The sequence below is a fragment of the Streptomyces sp. NPDC090127 genome, assembly GCF_044746945.1.
In the GTDB taxonomy this organism is placed as follows: domain Bacteria; phylum Actinomycetota; class Actinomycetes; order Streptomycetales; family Streptomycetaceae; genus Streptomyces.
Genome location: NZ_JBIVDE010000004.1, coordinates 493,597 through 517,961, shown reverse-complemented (window position 1 = coordinate 517,961; position 24,365 = coordinate 493,597). Strand labels below are relative to the sequence as shown.

The following is a 24,365-nucleotide window of genomic DNA, read 5'->3' as shown; positions in this document are numbered from 1 at the left end:
CCCCCGCCGGATAGGCTCGATCGCGGAGCTCGGAGGAGCCCCGACGGTGGTGGAGGGAGCGGCGGATGACGGTGCCGGGGCGCAGGAGCAGTACCTTCAGCCGCCTGCTGCGGCACGGCTTCACCGATCCGTCCGACGCCCGGCGGCTGCTCGACCTCCCCGAGCTGGCCGCGCTGCGCGACGACTCCGTCCTGCTCGACGCGCTCGGCGCGACCGCCGACCCCGACCTCGCCCTGCGCGGCCTGGTCCGGCTCGTCGAGGCCCAGCCGGACGAGGAGCGCCCGACGTTCACCTCCACCCTGCTGTCGGCCAAGCCCTTCCGGGACCGGCTGCTCGGCGTCCTCGGGGCGTCCGAGGCGCTCGCCGACCACCTGGCCAGGCACCCCAGGGACTGGCAGGCCCTGGTCACGTACGAGGCCGCCGACCTGAACCCCGGGGTCGCCGAGTTCGAGCAGGGCCTCGCCGAGGCCGCCGACCCGGTCGCGCTGCGGGTCGCCTACCGCCGCTGCCTCCTCGCCATCGCCGCCCGCGACGTCTGCGGCACCGCCGAGGTCGCCCAGACCGCCGCCGAACTGGCCGACCTCGCCACCGCGACGCTGCGCGCCGCTCTCGCCCTCGCCCGTGGTGCCGCTCCCGACGACGCGGCCGTCTGCCGGCTCGCCGTCATCGCCATGGGCAAGTGCGGCGGCCACGAGCTGAACTACGTCTCCGACGTGGACGTCATCTTCGTCGCCGAGCCGGCGGAGGGAGCCGAGGAGGGCAAGGCGATGCAGGCCGCGACCCGGCTCGCCTCCCACCTCATGCGGATCTGCTCCGAGACGACCGTCGAAGGCACCATCTGGCCCGTCGACGCCAACCTCCGCCCCGAGGGCCGCAACGGCCCCCTGGTGCGCACCCTCACCTCCCACCTCGCCTACTACCAGCGCTGGGCCAAGACCTGGGAGTTCCAGGCGCTCCTGAAGGCCCGGGCGGTGGCGGGCGATCCCGAGCTGGGCGCCGCTTACATCGAGGCCGTCTCCCCGCTGGTCTGGCAGGCCGCCGAGCGCGAGAACTTCGTCGCCGACGTGCAGAAGATGCGCCGCCGGGTCGTCGACAACATCCCGGCCGCCCAGGTCGACCGTGAGCTCAAGCTCGGCCCCGGCGGTCTGCGGGACGTCGAATTCGCCGTCCAGCTCCTCCAGTTGGTGCACGGCCGCAGCGACGCCACGCTGCACAGCGGCTCCACCCTCGACGCCCTGAAGGCGCTCGCCGCCGGCGGCTACGTCGGCCGCGCCGACGCGGCCCAGCTGGACGAGGCGTACCGCTTCCTGCGCGCGATGGAGCACTTCATCCAGCTCTACCGGCTGCGCCGCACCCACCTCGTCCCCGAGGGCGAGAGCGACCTGCGCCGCCTCGGCCGCTCGCTCGGGCTGCGCACCGACCCGGTCGCCGAGCTGAACAAGCAGTGGAAGCGGCACGCCGCGGTGGTCCGCCGGCTGCACGAGAAGATCTTCTACCGGCCGCTGCTCGACGCCGTCGCCCAGCTCGCCCCCGGTGAGACCCGGCTCAGCCCGAAGGCGGCCGGGCAACGGCTCGAAGCGCTCGGGTACGCCGATCCCGCCGCCGCCCTGCGCCATCTGGAGGCGCTCGCCTCCGGAGTCACCCGCAAGGCCGCGATCCAGCGGACCCTGCTGCCGGTGCTGCTCGGCTGGTTCGCCGACTCCGCCGACCCGGACGCCGGACTGCTCGGCTTCCGCCGGGTCTCCGACGCGCTCGGCAAGACCCCCTGGTACCTGCGGCTGCTGCGCGACGAGGGCGCGGCGGCGGAGAACCTCGCCCGCGTCCTCTCGGCCGGGCGGCTCGCCCCGGACCTGCTGCTGCGCGCCCCGGAGGCGGTGGCGATCCTCGGCGACCCGGAGGGTCTGAAGCCGCGCGGCCGTGACCATCTGGAGCAGGAGATCCTCGCGGCGGTCGGCCGCGCCGACGGCGCCGAGCAGGCGGTCGCGGCGGCCCGCGGCGTACGGCGCCGCGAGCTGTTCCGTACCGCCGCGGCCGACCTCATCGGCTCGTACGGTACGGAGGAGAGCCCCCGCGAACTCGACCCGGGCGCGCTGGTCGACGGGGTCGGCCGGGCGCTCACCGACCTCAACGCGGCGACGATCTCGGGCGCGCTGCGCGCCGCCGTCCGGGAGGGCTGGGGCGACACCCTGCCGACCCGTTTCGCCGTCATCGGGATGGGCCGCTTCGGCGGCAACGAACTCGGCTACGGCTCCGACGCCGACGTCCTGTTCGTGCACGAGCCGCGCGAGGGGGTCGACGAGCAGGAGGCGGCCCAGGCGGCGAACCGGGTCGTCTCCGAGATCCGGCGGCTCCTCCAGGTCCCCACCGCCGACCCGCCGTTGCTGATCGACGCGGACCTGCGGCCGGAGGGCAAGAGCGGCCCGATGGTCCGTACGCTGAACTCCTACGGCGCCTACTACCGCCGCTGGTCCCTCGTCTGGGAGAGCCAGGCGCTGCTGCGCGCCGAACCGATGGCGGGCGACAGGGAGTTGGCCGACCGGTTCATCGAGCTGATCGACCCGCTGCGCTACCCGGCCGAGGGCCTCGGGGAGGAGGCGGTCCGCGAGATCCGGCGGCTGAAGGCCCGGATGGAGACCGAGCGGCTGCCGCGCGGCGCCGACCCGACGCTCCACACCAAGCTCGGCCGGGGCGGTCTGAGCGATGTCGAGTGGACGGTCCAGCTGCTCCAGATGCGGCACGGCTGGGCCGAGCCGGGGCTGCGCACGACCCGTACGCGGGACGCCCTGGCCGCCGCCCACGCGGCGGGGCTCATCCCCACCGAAGAGGCCCAGACGCTCGACGAGGCCTGGGTGCTCGCCACCCGCGTCCGCAACGCGGTGATGCTGGTACGGGGCCGGCCCGGCGACACCTTCCCCTCGGACGGACGGGAACTGGCGGCGGTCGGGCGGTACTTGGGCTACGGCCCCGGGCACGTGGGGGAGATGGTCGACGACTACCGGCGCACCACGCGCCGGGCCCGGGCGATCGTCGAGGAACTCTTCTACGGAGCGTAGGCGCGCGGCCCGTGGCGGAGTGCGCGGCGCCCGCTCAGCCCTCCGTGGGCTCCAGGTCAAGGAGGGCCCGGCAGTGCGCCAGGAACGCCTCCAGGGCCAGGTCGAAGGCGGAGTCGGCGCGCGCCGGGCCGACCGCCGCGAGGGCCTGCGCCAGTCGTGGCGTGGTGACCTCGTCGGGGAGCTCCCACATGGCGGCCGGGGCGGCGAGGTCGAGCGCCGAGCCCAGGACCATGTTCTCCAGGGCGACGATCACCGTCATCACGTCCGCTTCGGCGAAGCCGACGCCGAGCAGCACGGTCACCGCCCGCTCGTACTGGGCGAGCACCTTCGGCGCCCGGACCGGTGAGGTCATCAGCATCGGGATCGCCCGGGGGTGCGCGGCGAAGGCGGCGCGGTAGGAGCGCGCCCAGGCCGCCATCGCCGCGTCCCACGGCTCCGCGTCCAGGGTGGCGCCGTCGATCGCGTCGCTGACCCGCTCGCGCAGCAGCTCCACGATCCCGTCCCGGCCGTCCACGTGGTGGTACACCGACGCGGTCTGCACCCCGAGCCGCCTGGCGATCTGCGGGACGCTGAACTCGCCTTTCTCATCGACGAGTTCGAGCGCGACCGTGGTGATCCGCTCGCGGTCGAGGAGGGGTTTGCGCGGCCGGCCCATGAATGATTTCCCCCTGGTCAGGTCTTCCCGAATCGTTGGACGCGAGGTTACATTGCGCGAACCGAAAGCCTTTAGGTTTCCTGCCTCGGAAGGGCTTCCCGTTCCATGTCGTCACAGATCACCACCGCTCCCAAGGGGCTGAGAACCGGCACACTCTCCACCGCCGACGTCTCCTTCTTCGTCGTCTCCGCCGCCGCCCCGCTCACCGTCATGGCCGGCGTCGCCCCGGTCGCCGTCGTCCTCGGCGGAGTCGGCGCCCCCGCCGGCTACCTCCTGGCCGGCATCACCCTCGCGGTCTTCGCCGTCGGCTTCACCGCCATGAGCCGGCACGTCCGCAACGGCGGTGCCTTCTACGCGTACATCACCCGAGGCCTCGGCAAGCCCGTCGGCATCGCCGCCGCCCTGCTCGCCATGCTCGGCTACAACGGCATGGAGATCGGCGTCTACGGGCTGCTCGGCACCGCCACCGCCGACACCGCGGGCGCCCTGTGGGGCGTCGACGTCCCCTGGCTCCCCGTCTCCCTCGTCGGCCTGCTGCTCATCTGGTACGGCGGCTTCCGCTCCATCGACTTCGGCGCCAAGCTCCTCGGCGTCCTGCTGGTCGCCGAGACCGGCATCCTGGTCCTGCTCGCCGGCGGGGTCCTCCTCGACGGCGGCGCCGACGGGCTCTCCCTGACCTCGTTCACCCCGGACAACGTGCTCGTCCCCGGCACCGCCGCCGTCCTGGCCTTCGCCTTCGCCGCCTTCACCGGCTTCGAGTCGACCGTCATCTACCGCCGCGAGGCCCGCGACCCGGAGCGCACCATCCCCCGGGCCACCTACATCGCGGTCGGCTTCCTCGGCCTCTTCTACGCCTTCGTCGTCTGGACCGTCATCCAGGCCTTCGGTCAGGACAAGGTCGTCCAGGCCGCCACCGACGACCCGGGCGGTCTCTTCTTCGCCGCCATCACCACCTACGTGGGCGCGTGGGCCGCGGACCTGATGCACATCCTGATCGTCACCAGCGTCCTCGCCTCGCTCCTCGCCTTCCACAACGCGATCAACCGCTACGGCCTGGCGCTCGCCGAGGAGGGCGTCCTGCCCGCCGCCTTCGGCCGCGTCCACCCGCGCCACCGTTCCCCGTACGTCTCCGGCTTCCTCCAGACCGTCCTCGGCGCCGTCGTCGTCCTCGGCTTCGCGGTCGCCGGAGCCGATCCGTACCAGCAGCTGCTGCTCTGGGTGAACACCCCGGGCATGATCGGACTGATGGTCCTGCAACTGCTCGCGGCGCTCGCCGTGCCCCTCTTCTTCCGCCGGATCGACCACGGCGAGGGCAGGCTGCGCACGGTGGTCGCGCCCGTCACCGCCTTCGTCCTGCTCGCCGGGGCGATCGGTCTCGTCGTCACCCACGTCGACCTCTTCACCGGCGCCTCCACCACCGTCAACACGGTCCTGATCTCCCTCGCCCCCGCCGTCTTCGCCCTCGGACTCCTCCTCGCGTACCGGCTGCGCCGCACGCGCCCGGAGATCTACGCGAAGTTCGCCGCGGAGCCCGCGGAGCCCGCAGAGCACGCAGCACACGCAGAGCCCGCAGCAGCAGAGCCCGCAGAAGGAGCAACCCCGTGCCCGGAACCGCACCCGGTCTCGTCCTCGTCAACGCCCGTGTCCGGACCCCCGAACTCTCCGGCCACACCGCTGTCGCCGTCCACGACGGACTGATCACCGCCGTCGGCGACGACGCCGACGCCCGCGACTGGCGCGGCCCCGGCACCGAGACGATCGACCTCGGCGGCGCCACCCTCACCCCCGGCCTCACCGACGCCCACAGTCACCCCGTCTGGGGCCTGGAGATGTTCACGGGCACCGACCTCTCCGCCGTCCGCGACCTCGACGAGCTGCGCTCGGTGCTCGCGAGCGCCGAGCGCCGCGACGGCTGGATCATCGGCGCCGCCCTCGACCACAACGTCTTCGGCGGCCGTCCGATCCACCGCGCGCTCGTCGAGGACGTCCTCGGCGGCGCCCCCGCCTTCCTGCGGCTCTACGACGGACACTCCGCCCTCGCGAGCGAAGCGGCCCTGAAGGCCGCCGGCATCGACGGCCCCCGCGCCTTCGCCCAGCGCTCCGAGATCGTCTGCGACGCCGACGGACGGCCCACCGGCCATCTGATCGAGCACGCGGCGATGGACCTGATGACCCCGGTCCTGCCCGCCCAGCCCTACGCCGAGCGCCGCGACCGGCTGGTCGGGCTGCTCACCTCCATGGCCGCCACCGGACTGACCGGCGCGCACGTCATGGACCTCGGCGGCCACGACGTACCCGGCCTGCTCACCGCCGTGGAGGCCGACGGCGACCTGCCGCTCCGGCTCCGGCTCGCCCCCTGGTGCATGCCCGGCGCGACCGCGGACGACCTGGAGGCGCTGGTACGGCTCCAGGAGCGGGCCGGGCGGCTGTGGCGGGTCGGCGGCGTGAAGTTCTTCATGGACGGCACCGTCGAGGGCGGCACGGCCTGGCTGGAACACGCCGACTGCCACGGCCAGGGCACGGACGCCTTCTGGCCCGACCCGGCCGCCTACTCCTCCGCCGTACGCCACCTCCACGAGGCCGGGATCGGCACGGCCACGCACGCCATCGGCGACGCGGCGGTCCGCCACGTCCTGGACACGGTGGAGGTCCTGGGCGCGGGCGGACCCCGCCACCGGATCGAACACATCGAGACGGTCCCCGACGACCAGCTGGGCCGGTTCGCGGCCCTCGGGGTCGTCGCCTCGATGCAGCCCCCGCACACCGCGTACACCCGCGCCGACCACACCGACGAGTGGTCCAAGCGGCTCGGCGACGTCCGGGCGGACCGCGCCTGGCGCTGCCGGGACCTGCGGGAGGCGGGTGCCCATCTGGCGCTCGGCTCGGACTGGCCGATCGCCCACTACGACGCCCGCCAGGTCCTCGCCACCGCCCAGGCCCCTCGCGGCGCCGCCTCCGCCCGGCACGGCCTCACGGGCCTGATGGCGTTGGAGGGCCTGACCACGCACGCGGCGGTCGCGGCGGGGGAGGAGCGCCTCGGCGGCCGGATCGCCCCGGGCCTGCGCGCGGACCTGACCGCCTTCGCGGTCGACCCGGTGGAGGCTCCCGCCGACGAGACCGAACAGGCCCCGATCCGTCTCACGATGACGGGCGGCCGCGTCACCCACCGTGGGTAGCGGACCGCCCGTTGTGCCGGACCGGCCGGCTGTCCGGCCGACCGGGCCGAGCCGGCCGGACTAACGGGACAGGCGTGCCTTCTCCTGCTCCTCGGCGCGCTCGTCGTCCGTCCCGGGGTGCCGGGACGGACCGCCGCGCGCCACCGGGGCTGGGGTCTCCACCAGCTTCGGCAGGCCCTTCGGGAACGAGCCGTACCAGAACCAGGAGACGGCGAAGCCGAAGGCGAGGCAGATCATGCCGCCCACCGCGTCCAGCCAGAAGTGGTTCGCGGTGGCCACGATCACGACCAGGGTGGCCGCCGGGTAGAGCAGGCCGAGGATGCGCGCCCAGGGCGCCGAGGCCAGGGCGAAGATGGTCAGACCGCACCAGAGCGACCAGCCGATGTGCATCGACGGCATCGCCGCGTACTGGTTCGACATGTGCTTGAGGTTGCCCGAGGCCATCGAGCCCCAGGTGTGGTGGACCAGGACCGTGTCGACGAAGGACTGGCCGTTCATCAGCCGGGGCGGCGCGAGCGGATACAGGTAGTAACCGACCAGGGCCACACCGGTGGTGGCGAAGAGGATCGTGCGGGACGCGGCGTAACGGCCCGGCTGCCATCGGTACAGCCACACGAGCACACCGATCGTCACGACGAAGTGCAGGGTGGCGTAGTAGTAGTTCATCGAGACGATCAGCCATGTCACCGAGTTCACGGCGTGGTTGACGGTCTGCTCGAAGGCGAGTCCGAGGGATTTCTCGACGTCCCAGATCCAGTCGGCGTTCTTCAGCGCCTGGGCCTTCTGCTCCGGAACCGCGTTGCGGATGAGCGAGTAGGTCCAGTAACTGACACCGATGAGCAGGATCTCGAACCAGATCCGGGGGCGTCGTGGCATACGGAGCCGAGCCCGCACTCCGTCACCGTCCGAGATGGGTGACGGGCTGGCCGCCGTCCGGCCTTCCAAACTCTTCACGGTCGCTTCACCCATAGGAGGAGAGTCTGCCAGATCCAATACCCTCGTCCGATCATCCCTCCGACGGGTTCGGGGCGCACATGCTCCGTCTTGAGTCGGAGGGCCCTGGGGGGACCTTCGGGGGCACCGTCAGGGATTTCCCTGACTCGGCGCGGAAGCGGTTGAACCGCGAACGACCAGCTCAGGCATGAAGACGAACTCGCTGTGCGGCGCCGGGGTGCCCCCGACCTCCTCCAGGAGCGCCCGGACCGCCGCCTGCCCCATCGCCTGCACGGGCTGGCGGATCGTGGTCAGCGGCGGGTCGGTGAAGGCTATGAGCGGGGAGTCGTCGAAACCGACCACCGAGACGTCCTGGGGGACCTGGAGCCCCTGCTGCCGGGCGGCCCGGATGGCGCCGAGCGCCATCATGTCGCTCGCGCAGACGACCGCCGTGCAGCCGGCCGAGATCAGCGCGCCGGCGGCGGCCTGCCCGCCCTCCAGGGTGTACAGGGAGTGCTGGATCAGCTCCTCGGACTCCTCCGGGGAGAGCCCGAGCCGCTCCTTCATCCCGCGCTGGAACCCCTCGATCTTGCGGAGCACCGGCACGAACCGCTTCGGGCCCACCGCGAGCCCGATCCGGGTGTGCCCGAGCGCGGCGAGATGGGTCACCGCGAGCTGCATCGCGGCCCGGTCGTCGGGCGAGACGAAGGGGGCCTGCACCTTGGGGGAGAAGCCGTTGATCAGGACGTACGGGACGCCCTTGCCGCGCAGCTGGTCGTAGCGCGTCATGTCGGCGGTGGTGTCGGCGTGCAGCCCGGAGACGAAGATGATCCCGGAGACGCCCCGCTCGACCAGCATGTCCGTCAGCTCGTCCTCGGTGGACCCGCCGGGGGTCTGCGTGGCGAGCACGGGGGTGTAGCCCTGACGCGTCAGGGCCTGCCCGATGACCTGCGCGAGCGCGGGAAAGATCGGGTTGTCCAGTTCGGGGGTTATCAGGCCGACGAGCCCGGCGCTGCGCTGGCGCAGCCGCACGGGACGTTCGTAGCCGAGGACGTCGAGTGCGGCAAGCACGGATTCACGGGTGGCGGTGGCCACACCGGGCTTGCCGTTGAGCACGCGGCTGACTGTGGCTTCACTGACCCCCGCCTGGGCTGCGATGTCGGCAAGCCGCGCGGTCATGGGATTGGACTGTACCGGTCGCACGTCAGATTGCCCACCAAACGCAGGAGTCGGCGGGAACCCGGACGTTGTGCCCCTGTGCGGCGCGGTCGGTGAACTCCGCGGCGGGGGAGGGGAGTACGGGAGCGGGCGGCGCGCTGCTCAGCAGCGGGGCGCCGGAGAGCGGCAGTTCCACCTCCCGGTCCGTCGTGTTCAGGGTGACCAGCACCGCGCCGCCCTCGCCGCCGTCGCCCTCGCCGCCGAGGCCCTCCGGCCGGCGGCGGAAGGCGAGCACCCCCTCCGGGAGGCCGTCCAGCCACTCCACCGCCTCGCCCGCGCCCAGCGCCGGGTGGTCGCGCCGCACGCCCAGCGCCCGCCGGTAGAGCTCCAGGGTGGAGGAGGGGTCCGCGCTCTGGGCCTCGACGCTCAGCGCCTGCCACTGAGGGGGCTGCGGCAGCCAGGAGCCGCCCGGTCCGAAGCCGTACGACGGGCCGTCCTGGGTCCACGGCAGCGGCACCCGGCAGCCGTCGCGCAGCCCGTCCTGCCCGTCCCCGCGCAGGAACGCCGGGTCCTGCCGGGCCTCGTCCGGGAGGTCGACGACCTCCGGCAGGCCCAGCTCCTCGCCCTGGTAGACGTAGGCCGAACCCGGCAGCGCCAGCATCAGCAGCGCCCCCGCACGCGCGCGTGCCGGGCTGCCGTACCGCGTGGAGTGCCGTACGACGTCGTGGTTGGAGAGGACCCAGGTCGTCGGCGCGCCCACCGAGGCCGTGGCGCGCAGCGAGTCGTCGACGACGGCCCGCAGCGCCGTCGCGTCCCACGGACAGTTCAGGAACTGGAAGTTGAAGGCCTGGTGCAGTTCGTCCGGGCGTACGTACAGGGCGAGCCGCTCCGGTGTCGGTGCCCAGGCCTCCGCGACCCCGATCCGGTCGGGGCCGTACGACTCCAGGAGCCGGCGCCAGCCGCGGTGGATCTCGTGCACCCCGTCCTGGTCGAAGAAGGGCAGCCGCTGGGTGCCGATCAGCTTCGCCTGCTGGCCGTGCCCGATGTCCGGCAGCCCCTCCGCCTTGACCATGCCGTGGGCGACGTCGATCCGGAAGCCGTCCACCCCGAGGTCCAGCCAGAACCGGAGCACGGAGTCGAACTCGGCCCGTACCTCGGCGTTCGTCCAGTCCAGGTCCGGCTGCTGGGGCGCGAAGAGGTGGAGGTACCAGGAGCCGTCCGCCACCCGGGTCCAGGCGGGGCCGCCGAAGACCGACTCCCAGTCGTTGGGGGGCTCGGCGCCGCCCGGACCACGGCCCGGCCGGAAGACGTACCGGTCCCGGCCGATCCCGGCGAGCGCCTGGAGGAACCAGGGGTGCCGGTCGGAGGTGTGGTTGGGGACGATGTCCACGATGACCTTCAGACCGAGGCCGTGCGCCGCGCGCACCAGGTCGTCGGCGTCCGCCAGGTCCCCGAAGACCGGGTCCACCGCGCGGTAGTCCGCCACGTCGTAGCCGCCGTCCGCCTGCGGGGAGGCGTAGAAGGGCGTCAGCCAGACCGCGTCCGCGCCGAGCCCGGCGATGTGCGGCAGCCGCTCGCGCGCCCCGCGCAGGTCCCCGATCCCGTCGCCGTCGCTGTCCGCGAAGGAGCGGACGTACACCTGGTAGATCACGGCGTCCCGCCACCAGCCCGGGCGGGAGGGGCGCTCGCAGGAGCGTGCGGAGTCCGACAACGACGGTGAGGTGAGCTCGTGGGCCATGTGCGGTGTCCCTCTCGCGTGATCCGGGAACGGGGCGTCGTACTGACAACGAGGTCGGGCCGACCGTGAAACGGTCCTGCAAGAGATGATGCAAAGACTTGCAGGCCTGCGGGGCAGGCCGCAAGAGGGCCCTGGAGTGGGGCGGGGTGCGCTGTCAAGCGACTCGTCGGCAACCTTCAGGACACGCCGATGTAACGATCGCCGCTCCTTGCAGAAAGTTCTCGCAAGCTCTTTCGGCTCGTTTTCATCCCTGTTACGTTCCTGGCAACCCGGCGCGCCGCGAGGGAGCGGTCGCATGAGGCAGGTTCCAGCCCCTCGTCACCCCGGGATCAGTTGAAGGAGTTCACATGCGGCGTGGCATAGCGGCCACCGCGCTGGTCGCGGCCCTGGGCGTGACCCTGGCGGCGTGCGGAAGTGACGACGGTTCGGCGAACGGCGGCGGCTCGAAGGGCTCCGGCGAGCTCGCCGGCACCGTCACCTGGTGGGACACCTCCACGGTCGGCTCCGAGGACAAGGTCTTCAAGAAGATCGCCGAGGACTTCACCAAGAAGCACCCGAAGGTCACCGTCAAGTACGTGAACGTGCCGTTCGGTGAGGCGCAGAACAAGTTCAAGAACGCCGCGCAGTCCGGCTCCGGCGCCCCCGACGTCATCCGCTCCGAGGTCGCCTGGACCCCGGACTTCGCCAGCCTCGGCTACCTCCAGCCGCTGGAGGGCACCCCGGCGCTGAAGGACGAGGGCGACTTCCTCAAGCAGGCCGCCGCCTCCACCAAGTACGACGGCAAGACCTACGCCGTGCCGCAGGTCATCGACTCCATGGGCATCTTCTACAACAAGAAGATCCTCAAGGACGCCGGCGTCGAGGTCCCCAAGACCATCGCCGAGCTGAAGACGGCCTCCGCCACCATCAAGCAGAAGACCGGCAAGACCGGCATGTACCTGCGCGGCGACGACCCGTACTGGTTCCTCTCCTTCCTCTACGGCGAGGGCGGCGACCTGGTCAACGCCGAGTCGAAGACCGTCACCGTCGACGACGCCAACGGCGTCAAGGCGCTGGCCACCGTGAAGGACCTGGTCGACTCCAAGGCCGCGATCACCGACGCGACCAACGGCTGGGACAACATGCAGGCCGCCTTCAAGGACGGCAAGGTCGCGATGATCATCAACGGCCCGTGGGCCGTCACCGACACCTTCGCGGGCAAGGAGTTCGCCGACAAGGCGAACCTGGGCATCGCCCCGGTCCCGGCCGGCTCGGCCGGCCAGGGCGCCCCGCAGGGCGGCCACAACCTCGCGATCTACGCGGGCTCCAAGAACCTGGACGCCTCGTACGCCTTCACCGAGTACATGACCTCGGTCGAGACCCAGACGCAGATCGCCAAGGAGCTCAGCCTGCTCCCCACCCGCGAGTCCGTCTACGTCAAGCCGGACGTCGCGAGCAACGAGATGATCGGCTTCTTCAAGCCGGTCGTCGACAAGGCCGTCGAGCGCCCCTGGATCCCCGAGGGCGGCAGCCTCTTCGAGCCCGTCAAGGTCGAGTACGCCAAGGTCCTCACCGGCCAGACCACCCCCGAGAACGGGGCCAAGGCCATCGGCGACTCCTACCGCAAGCTCCTGAAGGACTGGAAGTAGAAGGAAGGCAGGCCGGCTGATGGCTGTGGACACCAGCAGCCAGTCGGTGGCGAAGGCCGCGGGCGACAGTGTCGCCCGCGGCCGGAGCCGCGGTACTGGCACGTCCCGGGGCTCGCTGAGGCGCTCCCTCTCCACCCACTGGTACGCCTGGGCGATGGTCGCCCCGGTGGTGATCGTGGTCGGCGTGATCATCGGCTACCCGCTGATCCGCGGCGTGTACCTGTCGCTGACCGATGCGAACGAGCGGAACGTCGCGCGCTCCATCGGCGTGAACGAGATCCCCGCGACGTACGACTTCGTCGGCCTGGACAACTACGCCGACGCGCTCAGCGGCGACCAGTTCCTCTCCACCCTCGGGTGGACGCTGGTGTGGACGGTCGCCTGTGTCTCCGTCACGTTCGGCCTGGGCCTGGTCCTCGCCAACATGCTCAACCGGAAGATCGCCGGCCGCTCCTTCTACCGGATGCTGCTCATCCTGCCGTGGGCCGTGCCCGGCTTCGTCTCGGTCTTCGCCTGGCGCTTCCTCTACGACGAGCGCCGCGGCCTGCTCAACCAGATCCTCGCCGGCGGCGGCCTCGACGCCGTGCCCTGGCTGAACGACCCCACCTGGGCCAAGTTCTCGGTCATCGCCGTCAACGTCTGGCTCGGCATCCCGTTCATGATGGTCGCCCTCCTCGGCGGGCTGCAGTCCATCCCCGGCGAGCTCTACGAGGCCGCCGAGATGGACGGCGCGAGCGCCTGGCAGCGTTTCCGGCACATCACGATGCCCGGTCTGCGCTCGGTCTCCACGACCGTGATCCTGCTGAGCACCATCTGGACCTTCAACATGTTCCCGGTGATCTTCCTGCTCACCCGCGGCGGCCCCGGCGAGGCCACCCAGATCCTGGTCACCCAGGCGTACAAGTTCTCCTTCGAGATCAGCCCCCGTGACTTCGCCCAGTCCTCCACCTGGGGCGTCCTGATCCTCGTCCTCCTGATGGTCTTCGCCGCGGTCTACCGGCGCGTCCTCCGCAAGCAGGGAGAAGTCTGGTGACCACCGCCTCCAACGCCCCGACGCGCGGCCGTCGTTCGCCGCTCGCCTCGGTCGGTCTGCACGCCACGCTCGTCGTGGCCTCCGTGATCGCCGTCTTCCCGGTGCTGTGGGTCTTCCTGACCTCGGTCAAGCCGGCGAAGTACGCGACCACGACGGACTTCGTCAGGGAGACGACGTTCGAGAACTACACGAACCTGCTGAACGACACCCCGTTCCTGACCTGGTTCGGCAACTCGCTGCTCGTCGCCGGGCTCACCACGGTCCTCGGCGTCTTCATCGCCTCCACCACCGGCTACGCCGTCAGCCGCTTCCGGTTCCCCGGCAAGCGCGGACTGATGTGGACGCTGCTGATCACCCAGATGTTCCCGGTCGCCGTCCTGATCGTGCCCATCTACAACATCATGTCGTCGATGGGGCTGCTCAACGAGCCCGCCGGCCTGGTCATCACGTACCTGACCATCGCCGTGCCGTTCTGCGCCTGGATGATGAAGGGCTTCTTCGACACCATCCCGCGCGAGATCGACGAGTCGGGCCAGGTCGACGGCCTCACCCCGTTCGGCACCTTCTGGCGGCTGATCCTGCCCCTCGCCAAGCCCGGCATCGCGGTGACGGCGTTCTACTCCTTCATCACCGCCTGGGGCGAGGTCGCCTACGCCTCCGCCTTCATGGTCGGCGACGAGAACCTCACCCTGGCCGGCGGCCTGCAGAAGTTCGTCAACCAGTACGGCGCCCAGTGGGGGCCGATGTCCGCGGCGTCCGTCCTCATCGCCATCCCGGCCGCGCTGGTGTTCCTCTTCGTCCAGCGGCACCTGGTGACCGGCATGTCCGCCGGCGCCGTGAAGGGCTAGCCCGCCCGGGGCCCGGCCCGTCCGGGGGGCGAGCGCCCCACTCGTACGCCCACGCCATCTCCTTACCGATCAAGGAAGACATGACCCAGCATCTCGCTGCCCCCGCCGCCGCCCCGACCACCGGCACGCACACGGGCTGGTGGAGAGACGCGGTGATCTACCAGGTCTACCCGCGCAGTTTCGCCGACGGAAACGGCGACGGCATGGGCGACCTGGAGGGCATCCGCGGCCGGCTGCCCTATCTGAAGGACCTCGGCGTCGACGCCGTCTGGCTCAGCCCGTTCTACGCCTCCCCGCAGGCCGACGCCGGCTACGACGTCGCCGACTACCGGGCCATCGACCCGATGTTCGGCAACCTGCTCGACGCCGACGCGCTCATCCGCGAGGCCCACGAGTTGGGCCTGCGGATCATCGTCGACCTGGTGCCCAACCACTCCTCCGACCAGCACGAGTGGTTCCAGCGCGCACTGCGCGAGGGCCCCGGCTCCCCGCTGCGCGAGCGCTACCACTTCCGGCCGGGCAAGGGCGCCGAGGGCGAACTCCCGCCCAACGACTGGGAGTCCATCTTCGGCGGGCCCGCCTGGACGCGGACCGCGGACGGCGAGTGGTACCTGCACCTCTTCGCCCCCGAGCAGCCCGACTTCAACTGGGAACACCCCGCCGTACGCGACGAGTTCCGCTCCATCCTGCGGTTCTGGCTCGACATGGGCGTGGACGGCTTCCGCGTCGACGTCGCCCACGGCCTGGTGAAGGCCGCGGGGCTGCCCGACATCGGCGCCCACGACCAGCTGAAGCTGCTCGGCAACGACGTCATGCCCTTCTTCGACCAGGACGGCGTCCACGAGATCTACCGCTCCTGGCGCCAGGTGCTGAGCGAGTACGACGGGGAGCGCGTCCTCGTCGCCGAGGCCTGGACCCCGACGGTCGAACGCACCGCGCACTACGTGCGCCCCGACGAGATGCACCAGGCCTTCAACTTCCAGTACCTGGGCACCCATTGGGACGCCGAGGAGCTGCGCCGGGTGATCGACGCCTCGCTCGCCGCGATGCGCCCGGTCGGCGCGCCCACCACCTGGGTGCTCTCCAACCACGACGTCACCCGGCACGCCACCCGCTTCGCCAACCCGGCCGGCCTCGGCACCCAGTTGCGCGAGCCCGGCGACCGCGCGCTCGGTCTGCGCCGGGCCCGGGCGGCGACGCTGCTGATGCTGGCGCTGCCCGGCTCGGCCTACGTCTACCAGGGCGAGGAGCTCGGCCTGCCGGACGTCACCGACCTGCCCGACGAGGTCCGGCAGGACCCGTCGTTCTTCCGCGCCACCGGCCAGGACGGCTTCCGCGACGGCTGCCGGGTGCCGATCCCGTGGACCGTCGACGGCTCCTCGTACGGCTTCGGCGACGGCGGCAGCTGGCTGCCGCAGCCGCCGACCTGGGGCGGGCTCAGTGTCGAGGCGCAGGCCGGCGACCCGGGCTCCACCCTGGAGCTGTACCGCAGCGCGCTCGCCGTGCGCCGCGAGCGCCCCGAACTCGGTGCGGGCGAAGGCGTCGAGTGGCTGGAGGCACCCGAGGGTGTGCTCTCCTTCCGCCGCGACGGCTTCGTCTGCACCGCCAACACCACCGGCCGGGCCATCTCCGTCCCGCTGCCCGGCCGGTTCCTCCTCTCCAACGAGCCGGTCTCCCACGGGGACGGCGTCGTGGAGCTGCCCGCCGACACCACCGTCTGGTGGGCGGTGTGACCGTTCCCCTGCCGCGGGGCGCCGGGAACGGCGGCCCGCGGCTCGCGGACATCGCGGCCCAGTCCGGTGTCAGCGAGGCCACGGTCAGCCGGGTCCTCAACGGCAAGGCGGGCGTGGCCGGCGGGACCCGGCACCGCGTGCTCGCCGCGCTCGACGTGCTCGGCTACGAACGTCCCGTACGGCTGAAACGCCGCAGCGCGGGGCTGGTGGGTCTGGTCGTCCCCGAGCTGACCAACCCGATCTTCCCCGCCTTCGCCCAGGTCATCGAGCAGGTCCTGGCGGGACACGGCTACACCCCGGTGCTCTGCACCCAGATGCCCGGCGGCGCCACCGAGGACGAGCTCGTCGAGCAGTTGGAGGAGCGCGGCGTCACCGGCATCGTCTTCCTCTCCGGGCTGCACGCGGACGCCACCGCCGACCCGGAGCGGTACGTCCGACTGGCCGCGCGGGGCGTCCCGTTCGTCCTCATCAACGGCTACAACGAGCGCGTGGACGCCAACTTCGTCTCGCCCGACGACCGGGCCGCCGCGCGGATGGCGGTACGGCACCTGGTCGAACTGGGCCACGAGCGGATCGGCCTGGCGATCGGGCCGACCCGCTACGTGCCCTCGCGCCGCAAGGCGGAGGGGTTCGCGGCCGAGCTCCACCAGCTCCTCGGGATGGAGCGGGCGGAGGCCGAACGGTACGTCCGGCCGACCCTGTTCGGCGTCGAGGGCGGGCACGCGGCGGCCGACATCCTGCTCGACCAGGGCTGCACCGGGATCGTCTGCGGCTCCGACCTGATGGCGCTCGGCGCCATCCGCGCGGTGCGCGCCCGGGGCCTGGACGTGCCCCATGACGTGTCGGTGGTCGGCTTCGACGACTCACCCCTGATCGCCTTCACCGACCCGCCGCTGACCACCGTGCGCCAGCCCGTGCAGGCGATGGCGACGGCGGCGGTCGGCGCGCTCCTGGAGGAGGTGGAGGGCAACCCCGTGCAGCGCACGGAGTTCGTCTTCCAGCCGGAGCTGGTGGTCCGCGGCTCGACGGCGCAGCCGCCCGCCGACGCCTCGCTGTAACTCCTTGCGACGTCCCTTGCGTTGAGGGGTCCAAAGGGTTGACCCCGCACCGGGGCACTCGTACGGTCACGGCTGAAAACAGTTGCTGTCATTTTCGGCAACTTCTTGCGACAGGGACGTCGTCAGGAGGAATCATGGCCAGAAAGACCGTGGCCGCTGCACTCGCCTTGGTGGCGGGAGCCGCTGTGGCCGTCACGGCGCCGCCCGCCCCCGCGCAGGCGGCCACGCCCGGCCCGAAGGACGTCACCGCGGTGATGTTCGAGTGGAAGTTCGCCTCGGTGGCCAAGGCCTGTACGGACCAGCTCGGTCCGGCCGGCTACGGCTACGTACAGGTCTCGCCGCCCCAGGAACGGATCCAGGGACCGACCTGGTGGACCGCGTACCAGCCCGTCAGCTACAAGATCGCCGGACCGCTCGGCGACCGCACCGCCTTCAAGGCCATGGTCGACACCTGCCACGCGGCGGGCGTGAAGGTCGTCGCGGACACCGTCATCAACCACATGGCGAACGCCTCGGGCACGGGGACGGGCGGGACCTCCTTCTCCAAGTACGCCTACCCCGGCCTGTACTCGGGCGCCGACATGGACGACTGCCGGGCCACGATCTCGAACTACCAGGACCGCGCCAACGTCCAGAACTGCGAGCTCGTCGGCCTCCCGGACCTGGACACCGGCGAGGACTGGGTGCGGGGCCGGATCGCCGCGTACATGAACGACCTGCTCTCGCTCGGCGTCGACGGCTTCCGGATCGACGCGGCCAAGCACATGCCGGCGGCCGACCTCGCGAACATCAAGTCGCGGCTGAGCGACCCGGGCGTCCACTGGAAGCAGGAGGCGATATACGGGGCCGGCGAGGCGGTCTCCCCGAGCGAGTACCTGGGCAACGGAGACGTGCAGGAGTTCCGCTACGCCCGTGACCTCAAGCGGATCTTCGACTCGGAGAAGCTCGCGTACCTGAACGACTTCGGCGAGTCCTGGGGCTACATGGCCTCCGGGAAGTCGGGCGTCTTCGTCGACAACCACGACACCGAGCGCGGCGGCGACACCCTCACCTACAAGAACGGCGCCGCCTACACCCTGGCGAGCGTCTTCATGCTCGCCTGGCCGTACGGCTCCCCGGACGTCCACTCCGGCTACGAGTGGTCCGACAAGGACGCGGGCGCGCCGAACGGCGGCCAGGTGAACGCCTGTTACAGCGACGGCTGGAAGTGTCAGCACGCGTGGCGCGAGATCGCCTCCATGGTGGGCTTCCGCAACGCGACCCGGGGCACGGCGGTCGGCAACTGGTGGGACAACGGCGCCGACGCGATCGCGTTCGGGCGGGGCGACAAGGGGTACCTCGCGATCAACCACGAGGGCGCGTCGCTGACCCGTACCTTCCAGACGGCGCTGCCGGCCGGAACCTACTGCGACGTGCAGTCGAACACGGGCGTGACGGTGAACGCGGCCGGCCAGTTCACGGCGACGCTGGGCGCCCACACGGCCGTGGCCCTGCACGTCGGCGCGCGGAGCTGCGGCGGCGGCACGACGACCCCGCCGCCGGCCGCCACGGGCGCTTCCTTCCACGTCGACGCCACCACGGTCTCCGGCCAGAACATCTACGTGACCGGCGACCGCGCGGAGCTGGGCAACTGGTCCCCGGCCGCGGCCCTGAAGCTGGACCCGGCCTCGTACCCGGTCTGGAAGCTCGACGTCTCCCTGCCGGCGGGCACGACCTTCGCGTACAAGTACGTCCGCAAGGACGCGGCGGGCAACGTGACCTGGGAGTCCGGCGCGAACCGCGTCGCGACCGTCCCCGCCTCCGGCCGGACCGTCCTGAGCGACACCTTCCGCACCTGACCGCACCCCCCACCAGGGCCGCCCCGCCGGGGCGGCCCCCCTTCCCGTACCTCCAGGGAGAACCCCCGTGATACGCAAGAGAACGGCGGCCGTCGTGGCCACCGCCCTGTGCGCGGCGCTGGCGCCCGCCCTCCCGGCCGCCGCCGTGGCGCCGCCCCCGCCCCCGCCCTCCGACCGGGCGCTCGCGGCGCAGCCCGCCCGGCACGACCTCACCCGTGAGCAGTTCTACTTCGTGCTGCCCGACCGGTTCGCCAACGGGGACACCGCCAACGACCGCGGCGGCCTGACCGGCACCCGGCTCGACACCGGGTTCGACCCCGCCGACAAGGGGTTCTACCAGGGCGGCGACCTCAAGGGCCTCACCACGAAGCTGGACTACATCAAGGGCCTCGGCACGACCGCCATCTGGCTCGCGCCGATCTTCAAGAACCAGCCCGTGCAGGGCACCGGCAAGGACGCCGGCGCCGGCTACCACGGCTACTGGATCACCGACTTCACCCAGGTCGACCCGCACTTCGGCACCAACGCCGACCTGGAGAAGCTCATCGACCGGGCCCACGACAAGGGCATGAAGGTCTTCTTCGACGTCATCACCAACCACACCGCCGACGTCGTCGACTACGAGGAGAAGAGCTACGGCTACCTCTCCAAGGGCGCCTTCCCCTACCTGACGAAGGACGGCGCCCCCTTCGACGACCGCAGCGGCTCCTTCCCGCGCGTCGACACGGACTCCTTCCCCCGCACCCCCGTCGTCCCCGCCGCCAAGAAGAACCTCAAGGTCCCCTCCTGGCTCAACGACCCGACGATGTACCACAACCGGGGCGACTCCACCTTCGCCGGCGAGTCCTCCCAGTACGGCGACTTCGTCGGCCTGGACGACCTGTGGACCGAACGTCCCGAGGTCGTCGAGGGCATGGAGAAGATCTACCAGCGCTGGGTCCGCGACTTCGACATCGACGGCTTCCGCATCGACACCGTCAAGCACGTCGACACCGCGTTCTGGACCCAGTGGGCCACCGCCCTCGACGAGTACGCCGCGAAGCGCGGCCGGGACGACTTCTTCATGTTCGGCGAGGTCTACTCCGCCGACCCGGCGATCACCGCCCCGTACGTCACCGAGGGCCGCCTCGACGCCACCCTCGACTTCCCCTTCCAGGACGCCGCCCGCGCCTTCGCCTCCCAGGGCGGTACGGCGGACAAGCTGGCGAACCTCTTCGGCCAGGACTACCGCTACACCACCGACAAGGCCAACGCCTACGAGTCGGTGCCCTTCCTCGGCAACCACGACATGGGCCGCTTCGGCACCTTCCTCACGCAGGACAACCCGAAGGCCGACGACGCCGAACTCCTCGCCCGCTACCGGCTCGCCAACGAGCTGATGTTCCTCACCCGCGGCAACCCCGTCGTCTACTACGGCGACGAACAGGGCTACACCGGCGCCGGCGGCGACAAGGACTCCCGCCAGACCCTCTTCGCGTCGAAGACCGCCGACTACCTGGACGACGACCAGCTCGGCACCGACCGGACGCACGCCACCGACGCGTACGACACCGGCCACCCCCTGTACCGGCAGATCGCCGCCCTCTCCGCGCTCACGAAGAAGCACCCCGCGCTGCGCGACGGCGTTCAGGAGCAGCGGTACGCCGAGGGCTCCGTCTACGCCCTCTCCCGTACCGACGCCCGCACGAGGAACGCGTATGTCGTCGCGGTCAACAGCTCCACCGAGGCGAGGACCGTCGAGATCCCGACCGGCTCCGCGGGCACGCGCTTCACCGCGATCCACGGCGGCGACGCCCGCGTCACCAGCGCCGGTGACACGAAGATCAAGGTGACCGTCCCGGCGCTGGGCTCCCTCGTGCTCAAGGCCGACAAGCCGCTCGGCGCGCCCGCCGCCACGCCCACGATCACGCTGAAGGCGCCCGAGACCGGGGCCACCGGCACCGTCGAACTCTCCGCCGACGTCACCGGCGGGCAGCTCAACCGCGTCGTCTTCGCCGCCCAGACCGGCGACGGCAGGTGGCAGGTCCTCGGCTCCGCCGACCACGCCCCGTACAAGGTCACCCAGAAGGTCACCGCCCCCGCGGGAACGGCCCTGCGCTACAAGGCCGTCGTCGTCGACAGCGCCGGCCGCACCGCGAGCGCGACCGCCGCGACCACCAGTGGCGCCCCGGCCGTCGAGCAGCCGCCGACCGCCACCCAGCGCGACTACGCGATCGTCCACTACAAGCGCCCCGCCGGGGACTACGCGGACTGGGGCCTGTACGCCTGGGGCGACATCGCCGACGGCGAAGGCACCACCTGGCCCGCGGGCAAGCCCTTCACCGGCCGGGACGCGTACGGCGCCTTCGCCCACGTCAAGCTCAAGCCCGGCGCCTCCTCGGTCGGCTTCATCGCCGTGAACAAGGACGGCGTGAAGGACACCGACGCCGACCGGACCGTCGACCTCTCCACGACCGGCGAGGTCTGGATCGAGCAGGGCAAGCCGGAGGTCCTGACCACCGCGCCCGAGGGGGCCTACCCGCCCCAGGACACGACGAAGGCCGTCCTGCACTACCAGCGCGCCGACGGCGACCACGCCGGCTGGGGCCTGCACACCTGGACCGGCGCCGCGAACCCCACCGACTGGAGCAAGCCGCTGGAGCCCGTGCGCACCGACGCCTACGGAGCGGTCTACGAGGTCCCGCTCGCGGCCGGCGCCACCTCCCTCTCGTACATCCTGCACAAGGGCGACGAGAAGGACCTGCCCACCGACCAGTCCCTCGACCTGAAGGCCCACGGCCACGAGGTCTGGATGCTCGGCGGCCAGGAGAAGTACCTGCTCCCGCAGCCCAGGGGCAGCGGCGCCGCGCTCGACCTGACCACGGCGCAGGCCGTCTGGATCGACGACACCACGCTCGCCTGGAACGGCAACGACGCCGCCGCCTCCAGCATGCTCCTCTCCTCCCGCGACGGTGCGATCGCCGTCGAGGACGGGACGCTCACCGGCGACCGCCAGGTGCTGCGCCTCACCCCGACGCAGCTGACCGACGCCCAGAAGGCCGCCTTCCCGCACCTGAAGGCGTACGGCGCCTTCACCGTCGACCCGCGCGACCGGGACAGGACCCGCGAGGCCCTGCGGGGTCAGCTCGTCGCCGCCCAGTACGCGGCGAACGGCGCCGTCCTGACCGCCACGGGCGTCCAACTCGCCGGAGTCCTCGACGACCTGTACGCGCCGAAGGCGACCCGCGCCGCCCTCGGCCCGGTCTTCCGCGACGGCCGCCCCACCCTCTCGCTCTGGGCGCCCACCGCCCGGTCCGTCGCCCTCGAACTCGACGGCAGGACCGTGCCCATGCGCCGCGACGACGCCTCCGGCGTCTGGTCGGTCACCGGCACGCGCGCGTGGAGCGGAAAGCCGTACCGGTACGTGGTGCGGGTCTGGGCGCCGAGCGTCCGGCAGCTCGTCACCAACAAGGTCACCGACCCCTACGCCACCGCCCTGACCACCGACTCCACCCACAGCCTCGTCGTCGACCTCGCCGACCCGAAGCTCGCCCCGAAGGGCTGGACCGGGCTGCGGAAGCCGACGGCCGTGCCCCTGCGGGACGCCCAGATCCAGGAACTCCACATCCGCGACTTCTCGATCGCGGACCCGACCACCCCGGTCCGCCACCGCGGCACCTACCTCGCCTTCACCGACACCGGCAGCAAGGGCTCACGCCACCTGCGTGACCTCGCCGCCTCCGGCACCTCCTACGTCCACCTGCTCCCGGCCTTCGACATCGGCACCGTCCCCGAGAAGAAGTCCGACCAGACCGCCCCCGCCTGCGACCTGTCGGTCTACGCCCCCGACTCCGAGGAGCAGCAGGCCTGCGTGGCCGCCGCCGCGGCCAAGGACGCCTACAACTGGGGCTACGACCCGCTGCACTACACCGTCCCCGAAGGCTCCTACGCCACCGACCCCGACGGCACCCGCCGCACCGTCGAGTTCCGCGAGATGGTCAAGGCCCTCAACGGCGCCGGACTGCGCACGGTCATGGACGTGGTCTACAACCACACCGTGGCGAGCGGCCAGGCCGACAAGTCCGTCCTCGACAAGGTCGTCCCCGGCTACTACCAGCGCCTCCAGGCCGACGGCTCCGTCGCCACCTCCACCTGCTGCGCCAACACCGCGCCCGAGAACGCCATGATGGGCAAGCTCGTCGTGGACTCGGTCGTCACCTGGGCCAAGCAGTACAAGGTGGACGGCTTCCGCTTCGACCTCATGGGCCACCACCCGAAGGAGAACATCCTCGCCGTCCGCAAGGCCCTGGACGCGCTGACCGTCGCCAAGGACGGCGTCGACGGCAAGGCGATCGTCCTCTACGGCGAGGGCTGGAACTTCGGCGAGATCGCCGACGACGCCCGCTTCGTCCAGGCCACCCAGAAGAACATGGCCGGCACCGGCATCGCGACCTTCTCCGACCGGGCCCGAGACGCCGTGCGCGGCGGCGGCCCCTTCGACGAGGACCCGGGCGTCCAGGGCTTCGCCTCGGGCCTCTACACCGACCCCAACTCCTCGACCGCCAACGGCACCCCCGAGCAGCAGAAGGCCCGGCTGCTCCACTACCAGGACCTGATCAAGGTCGGCCTCTCCGGCAACCTCGCGGACTACACCTTCACCGACACCTCGGGCCGTACGGTCAAGGGCAGCCAGGTCGACTACAACGGCGCCCCCGCCGGCTACGCGGCCGCCCCGGGCGACGCCCTCGCCTACGCCGACGCGCACGACAACGAGACCCTCTTCGACGCGCTCGCCTTCAAGCTCCCGGCGACCACCACGGCCGTCGACCGGGCCAGGGCGCAGGTCCTCGCCATGGCGACGGCGACGCTCTCGCAGGGTCCCGCGCTCTCCCAGGCGGGCTCGGACCTGCTGCGCTCCAAGTCCCTCGACCGCAACTCGTACGACAGCGGCGACTGGTTCAACGCGATCCACTGGGACTGCCGGGACGGCAACGGCTTCGGCCGCGGCCTGCCGCCCGCCGCCGACAACAAGCCCAAGTGGTCCTTCGGGAAGCCGCTGCTCACCGCCCCCGCGCTGACCGTCGGCTGCGCGCAGATCGACGGCGCCTCCGCCGCCTACCGGGACCTCCAGCGCATCCGTACGACCGAGCCGGCCTTCTCCCTCGCCACCGCCGGGCAGGTCCAGGACACCCTGTCCTTCCCGCTGTCGGGCACCGGCGAGACCCCGGGCGTGATCACCATGCGCCTGGGCGACCTGGTCGTCGTCCTCAACGCCACCCCGCAGCGGCAGCCCCAGCGGATCGCCGCCCTGGCCGGCAAGGGCTACGCCCTCCACCCGGTCCAGGCGGCGGGCGCGGACACCACGGTGAGGTCGGCGTCCTACGAGGCGGCGACGGGCACCTTCACCGTCCCGGCCCGCACCGTGGCCGTCTTCAAGGCCGGGTGAGCGCCTGCTCCAGGAGCGTGACCCCGTGACGCGTGCCGTCGGCGGCGAGCTTTCCCGGCTCCTCGCCGACGACGCCGTAGCCCGCGGCT

Annotated in this window: 14 protein-coding genes; 10 read left to right on the top strand and 4 right to left on the bottom strand. The window is 71.8% G+C overall.

The genetic code is table 11. The features are described 5' to 3' along the window. Window positions 1-65: 65 nt before the first annotated feature. Window positions 66-3,053, top strand: a complete 2,988-nt coding sequence (locus ACIPPS_RS17895; protein WP_401432567.1) for a bifunctional [glutamine synthetase] adenylyltransferase/[glutamine synthetase]-adenylyl-L-tyrosine phosphorylase — start codon at window positions 66-68, stop codon at window positions 3,051-3,053. Window positions 3,054-3,087: 34 nt separating this feature from the next. Here ACIPPS_RS17895 and ACIPPS_RS17890 read toward each other — a convergent pair whose 3' ends face one another. Then, window positions 3,088-3,708, bottom strand: coding sequence for a TetR/AcrR family transcriptional regulator (locus ACIPPS_RS17890; protein WP_401432564.1), 621 nt, complete (start codon window positions 3,706-3,708; stop codon window positions 3,088-3,090). Between the two features lie 105 nt (window positions 3,709-3,813). Here ACIPPS_RS17890 and ACIPPS_RS17885 point away from each other — a divergent pair, with 105 nt between their 5' ends. Together ACIPPS_RS17885 and ACIPPS_RS17880 are read left to right on the top strand one after the other, a co-directional pair. Further along, complete coding sequence (locus tag ACIPPS_RS17885; RefSeq protein WP_401432562.1) at window positions 3,814-5,406, top strand: APC family permease; 1,593 nt, start codon at window positions 3,814-3,816, stop codon at window positions 5,404-5,406. Further along, window positions 5,310-6,884, top strand: a complete 1,575-nt coding sequence (locus ACIPPS_RS17880) for an amidohydrolase (protein ID WP_401432559.1) — start codon at window positions 5,310-5,312, stop codon at window positions 6,882-6,884. The genes ACIPPS_RS17885 and ACIPPS_RS17880 overlap by 97 nt, the downstream gene beginning before the upstream one ends. Window positions 6,885-6,944: 60 nt before the next feature. On the opposite strand, the gene ACIPPS_RS17875 is transcribed toward ACIPPS_RS17880, so the two are convergent. The 3 genes from ACIPPS_RS17875 to ACIPPS_RS17865 all read right to left on the bottom strand — a co-directional run bounded on the left by ACIPPS_RS17875 (window position 6,945) and on the right by ACIPPS_RS17865 (window position 10,713). Further along, entirely contained in the window at window positions 6,945-7,853 is a 909-nt protein-coding gene (locus ACIPPS_RS17875) for a phosphatase PAP2 family protein (protein WP_401432556.1), read from the bottom strand. Between the two features lie 114 nt (window positions 7,854-7,967). Then, on the bottom strand, window positions 7,968-8,996 hold the full coding sequence (locus tag ACIPPS_RS17870; RefSeq protein WP_401432553.1) for a LacI family DNA-binding transcriptional regulator: 1,029 nt from the start codon (window positions 8,994-8,996) through the stop codon (window positions 7,968-7,970). 25 nt (window positions 8,997-9,021) lie between these two features. Further along, window positions 9,022-10,713, bottom strand: coding sequence for a glycoside hydrolase family 13 protein (locus ACIPPS_RS17865; protein ID WP_401432550.1), 1,692 nt, complete (start codon window positions 10,711-10,713; stop codon window positions 9,022-9,024). 347 nt (window positions 10,714-11,060) lie between these two features. Here ACIPPS_RS17865 and ACIPPS_RS17860 point away from each other — a divergent pair, with 347 nt between their 5' ends. The 7 genes from ACIPPS_RS17860 to pulA all read left to right on the top strand — a co-directional run bounded on the left by ACIPPS_RS17860 (window position 11,061) and on the right by pulA (window position 24,276). Then, window positions 11,061-12,341 carry an extracellular solute-binding protein gene (locus ACIPPS_RS17860; protein WP_401432547.1) on the top strand — a complete coding sequence of 427 codons (1,281 nt, stop codon included), beginning with the start codon at window positions 11,061-11,063 and terminating at the stop codon, window positions 12,339-12,341. Window positions 12,342-12,360: 19 nt separating this feature from the next. Next, window positions 12,361-13,374, top strand: a complete 1,014-nt coding sequence (locus ACIPPS_RS17855) for a carbohydrate ABC transporter permease (RefSeq protein ID WP_401432544.1) — start codon at window positions 12,361-12,363, stop codon at window positions 13,372-13,374. Continuing rightward, complete coding sequence (locus ACIPPS_RS17850) at window positions 13,368-14,222, top strand: sugar ABC transporter permease (RefSeq protein WP_401433129.1); 855 nt, start codon at window positions 13,368-13,370, stop codon at window positions 14,220-14,222. The genes ACIPPS_RS17855 and ACIPPS_RS17850 overlap by 7 nt, the downstream gene beginning before the upstream one ends. A gap of 80 nt (window positions 14,223-14,302) precedes the next feature. Next, a complete protein-coding gene (locus ACIPPS_RS17845; protein WP_401432541.1) occupies window positions 14,303-15,955 on the top strand; it encodes a glycoside hydrolase family 13 protein in 1,653 nt (550 codons plus the stop codon). Next, window positions 15,943-17,013 (top strand): LacI family DNA-binding transcriptional regulator, encoded by a 1,071-nt coding sequence (locus tag ACIPPS_RS17840; RefSeq protein WP_401432538.1) that lies wholly within the window; start codon window positions 15,943-15,945, stop codon window positions 17,011-17,013. The genes ACIPPS_RS17845 and ACIPPS_RS17840 overlap by 13 nt, the downstream gene beginning before the upstream one ends. A gap of 134 nt (window positions 17,014-17,147) precedes the next feature. Beyond that, on the top strand, window positions 17,148-18,851 hold the full coding sequence (locus ACIPPS_RS17835) for a carbohydrate-binding module family 20 domain-containing protein (protein ID WP_401432535.1): 1,704 nt from the start codon (window positions 17,148-17,150) through the stop codon (window positions 18,849-18,851). 67 nt (window positions 18,852-18,918) lie between these two features. Beyond that, a complete protein-coding gene (pulA, locus tag ACIPPS_RS17830) occupies window positions 18,919-24,276 on the top strand; it encodes a pullulanase-type alpha-1,6-glucosidase (RefSeq protein ID WP_401432532.1) in 5,358 nt (1,785 codons plus the stop codon). The last annotated feature ends 89 nt before the right edge of the window (window positions 24,277-24,365 follow it).

Coding starts and splice junctions, on each gene's coding strand:
- ACIPPS_RS17895 (WP_401432567.1), top strand. CDS start 66: ATGACGGTGCCGGGGCGCAGGAGCAGTACCTTCAGCCGCCTGCTGCGG.
- ACIPPS_RS17890 (WP_401432564.1), bottom strand. CDS start 3,708: ATGGGCCGGCCGCGCAAACCCCTCCTCGACCGCGAGCGGATCACCACG.
- ACIPPS_RS17885 (WP_401432562.1), top strand. CDS start 3,814: ATGTCGTCACAGATCACCACCGCTCCCAAGGGGCTGAGAACCGGCACA.
- ACIPPS_RS17875 (WP_401432556.1), bottom strand. CDS start 7,853: ATGGGTGAAGCGACCGTGAAGAGTTTGGAAGGCCGGACGGCGGCCAGC.
- ACIPPS_RS17870 (WP_401432553.1), bottom strand. CDS start 8,996: ATGACCGCGCGGCTTGCCGACATCGCAGCCCAGGCGGGGGTCAGTGAA.
- ACIPPS_RS17865 (WP_401432550.1), bottom strand. CDS start 10,713: ATGGCCCACGAGCTCACCTCACCGTCGTTGTCGGACTCCGCACGCTCC.
- ACIPPS_RS17860 (WP_401432547.1), top strand. CDS start 11,061: ATGCGGCGTGGCATAGCGGCCACCGCGCTGGTCGCGGCCCTGGGCGTG.
- ACIPPS_RS17855 (WP_401432544.1), top strand. CDS start 12,361: ATGGCTGTGGACACCAGCAGCCAGTCGGTGGCGAAGGCCGCGGGCGAC.
- ACIPPS_RS17845 (WP_401432541.1), top strand. CDS start 14,303: ATGACCCAGCATCTCGCTGCCCCCGCCGCCGCCCCGACCACCGGCACG.
- ACIPPS_RS17835 (WP_401432535.1), top strand. CDS start 17,148: ATGGCCAGAAAGACCGTGGCCGCTGCACTCGCCTTGGTGGCGGGAGCC.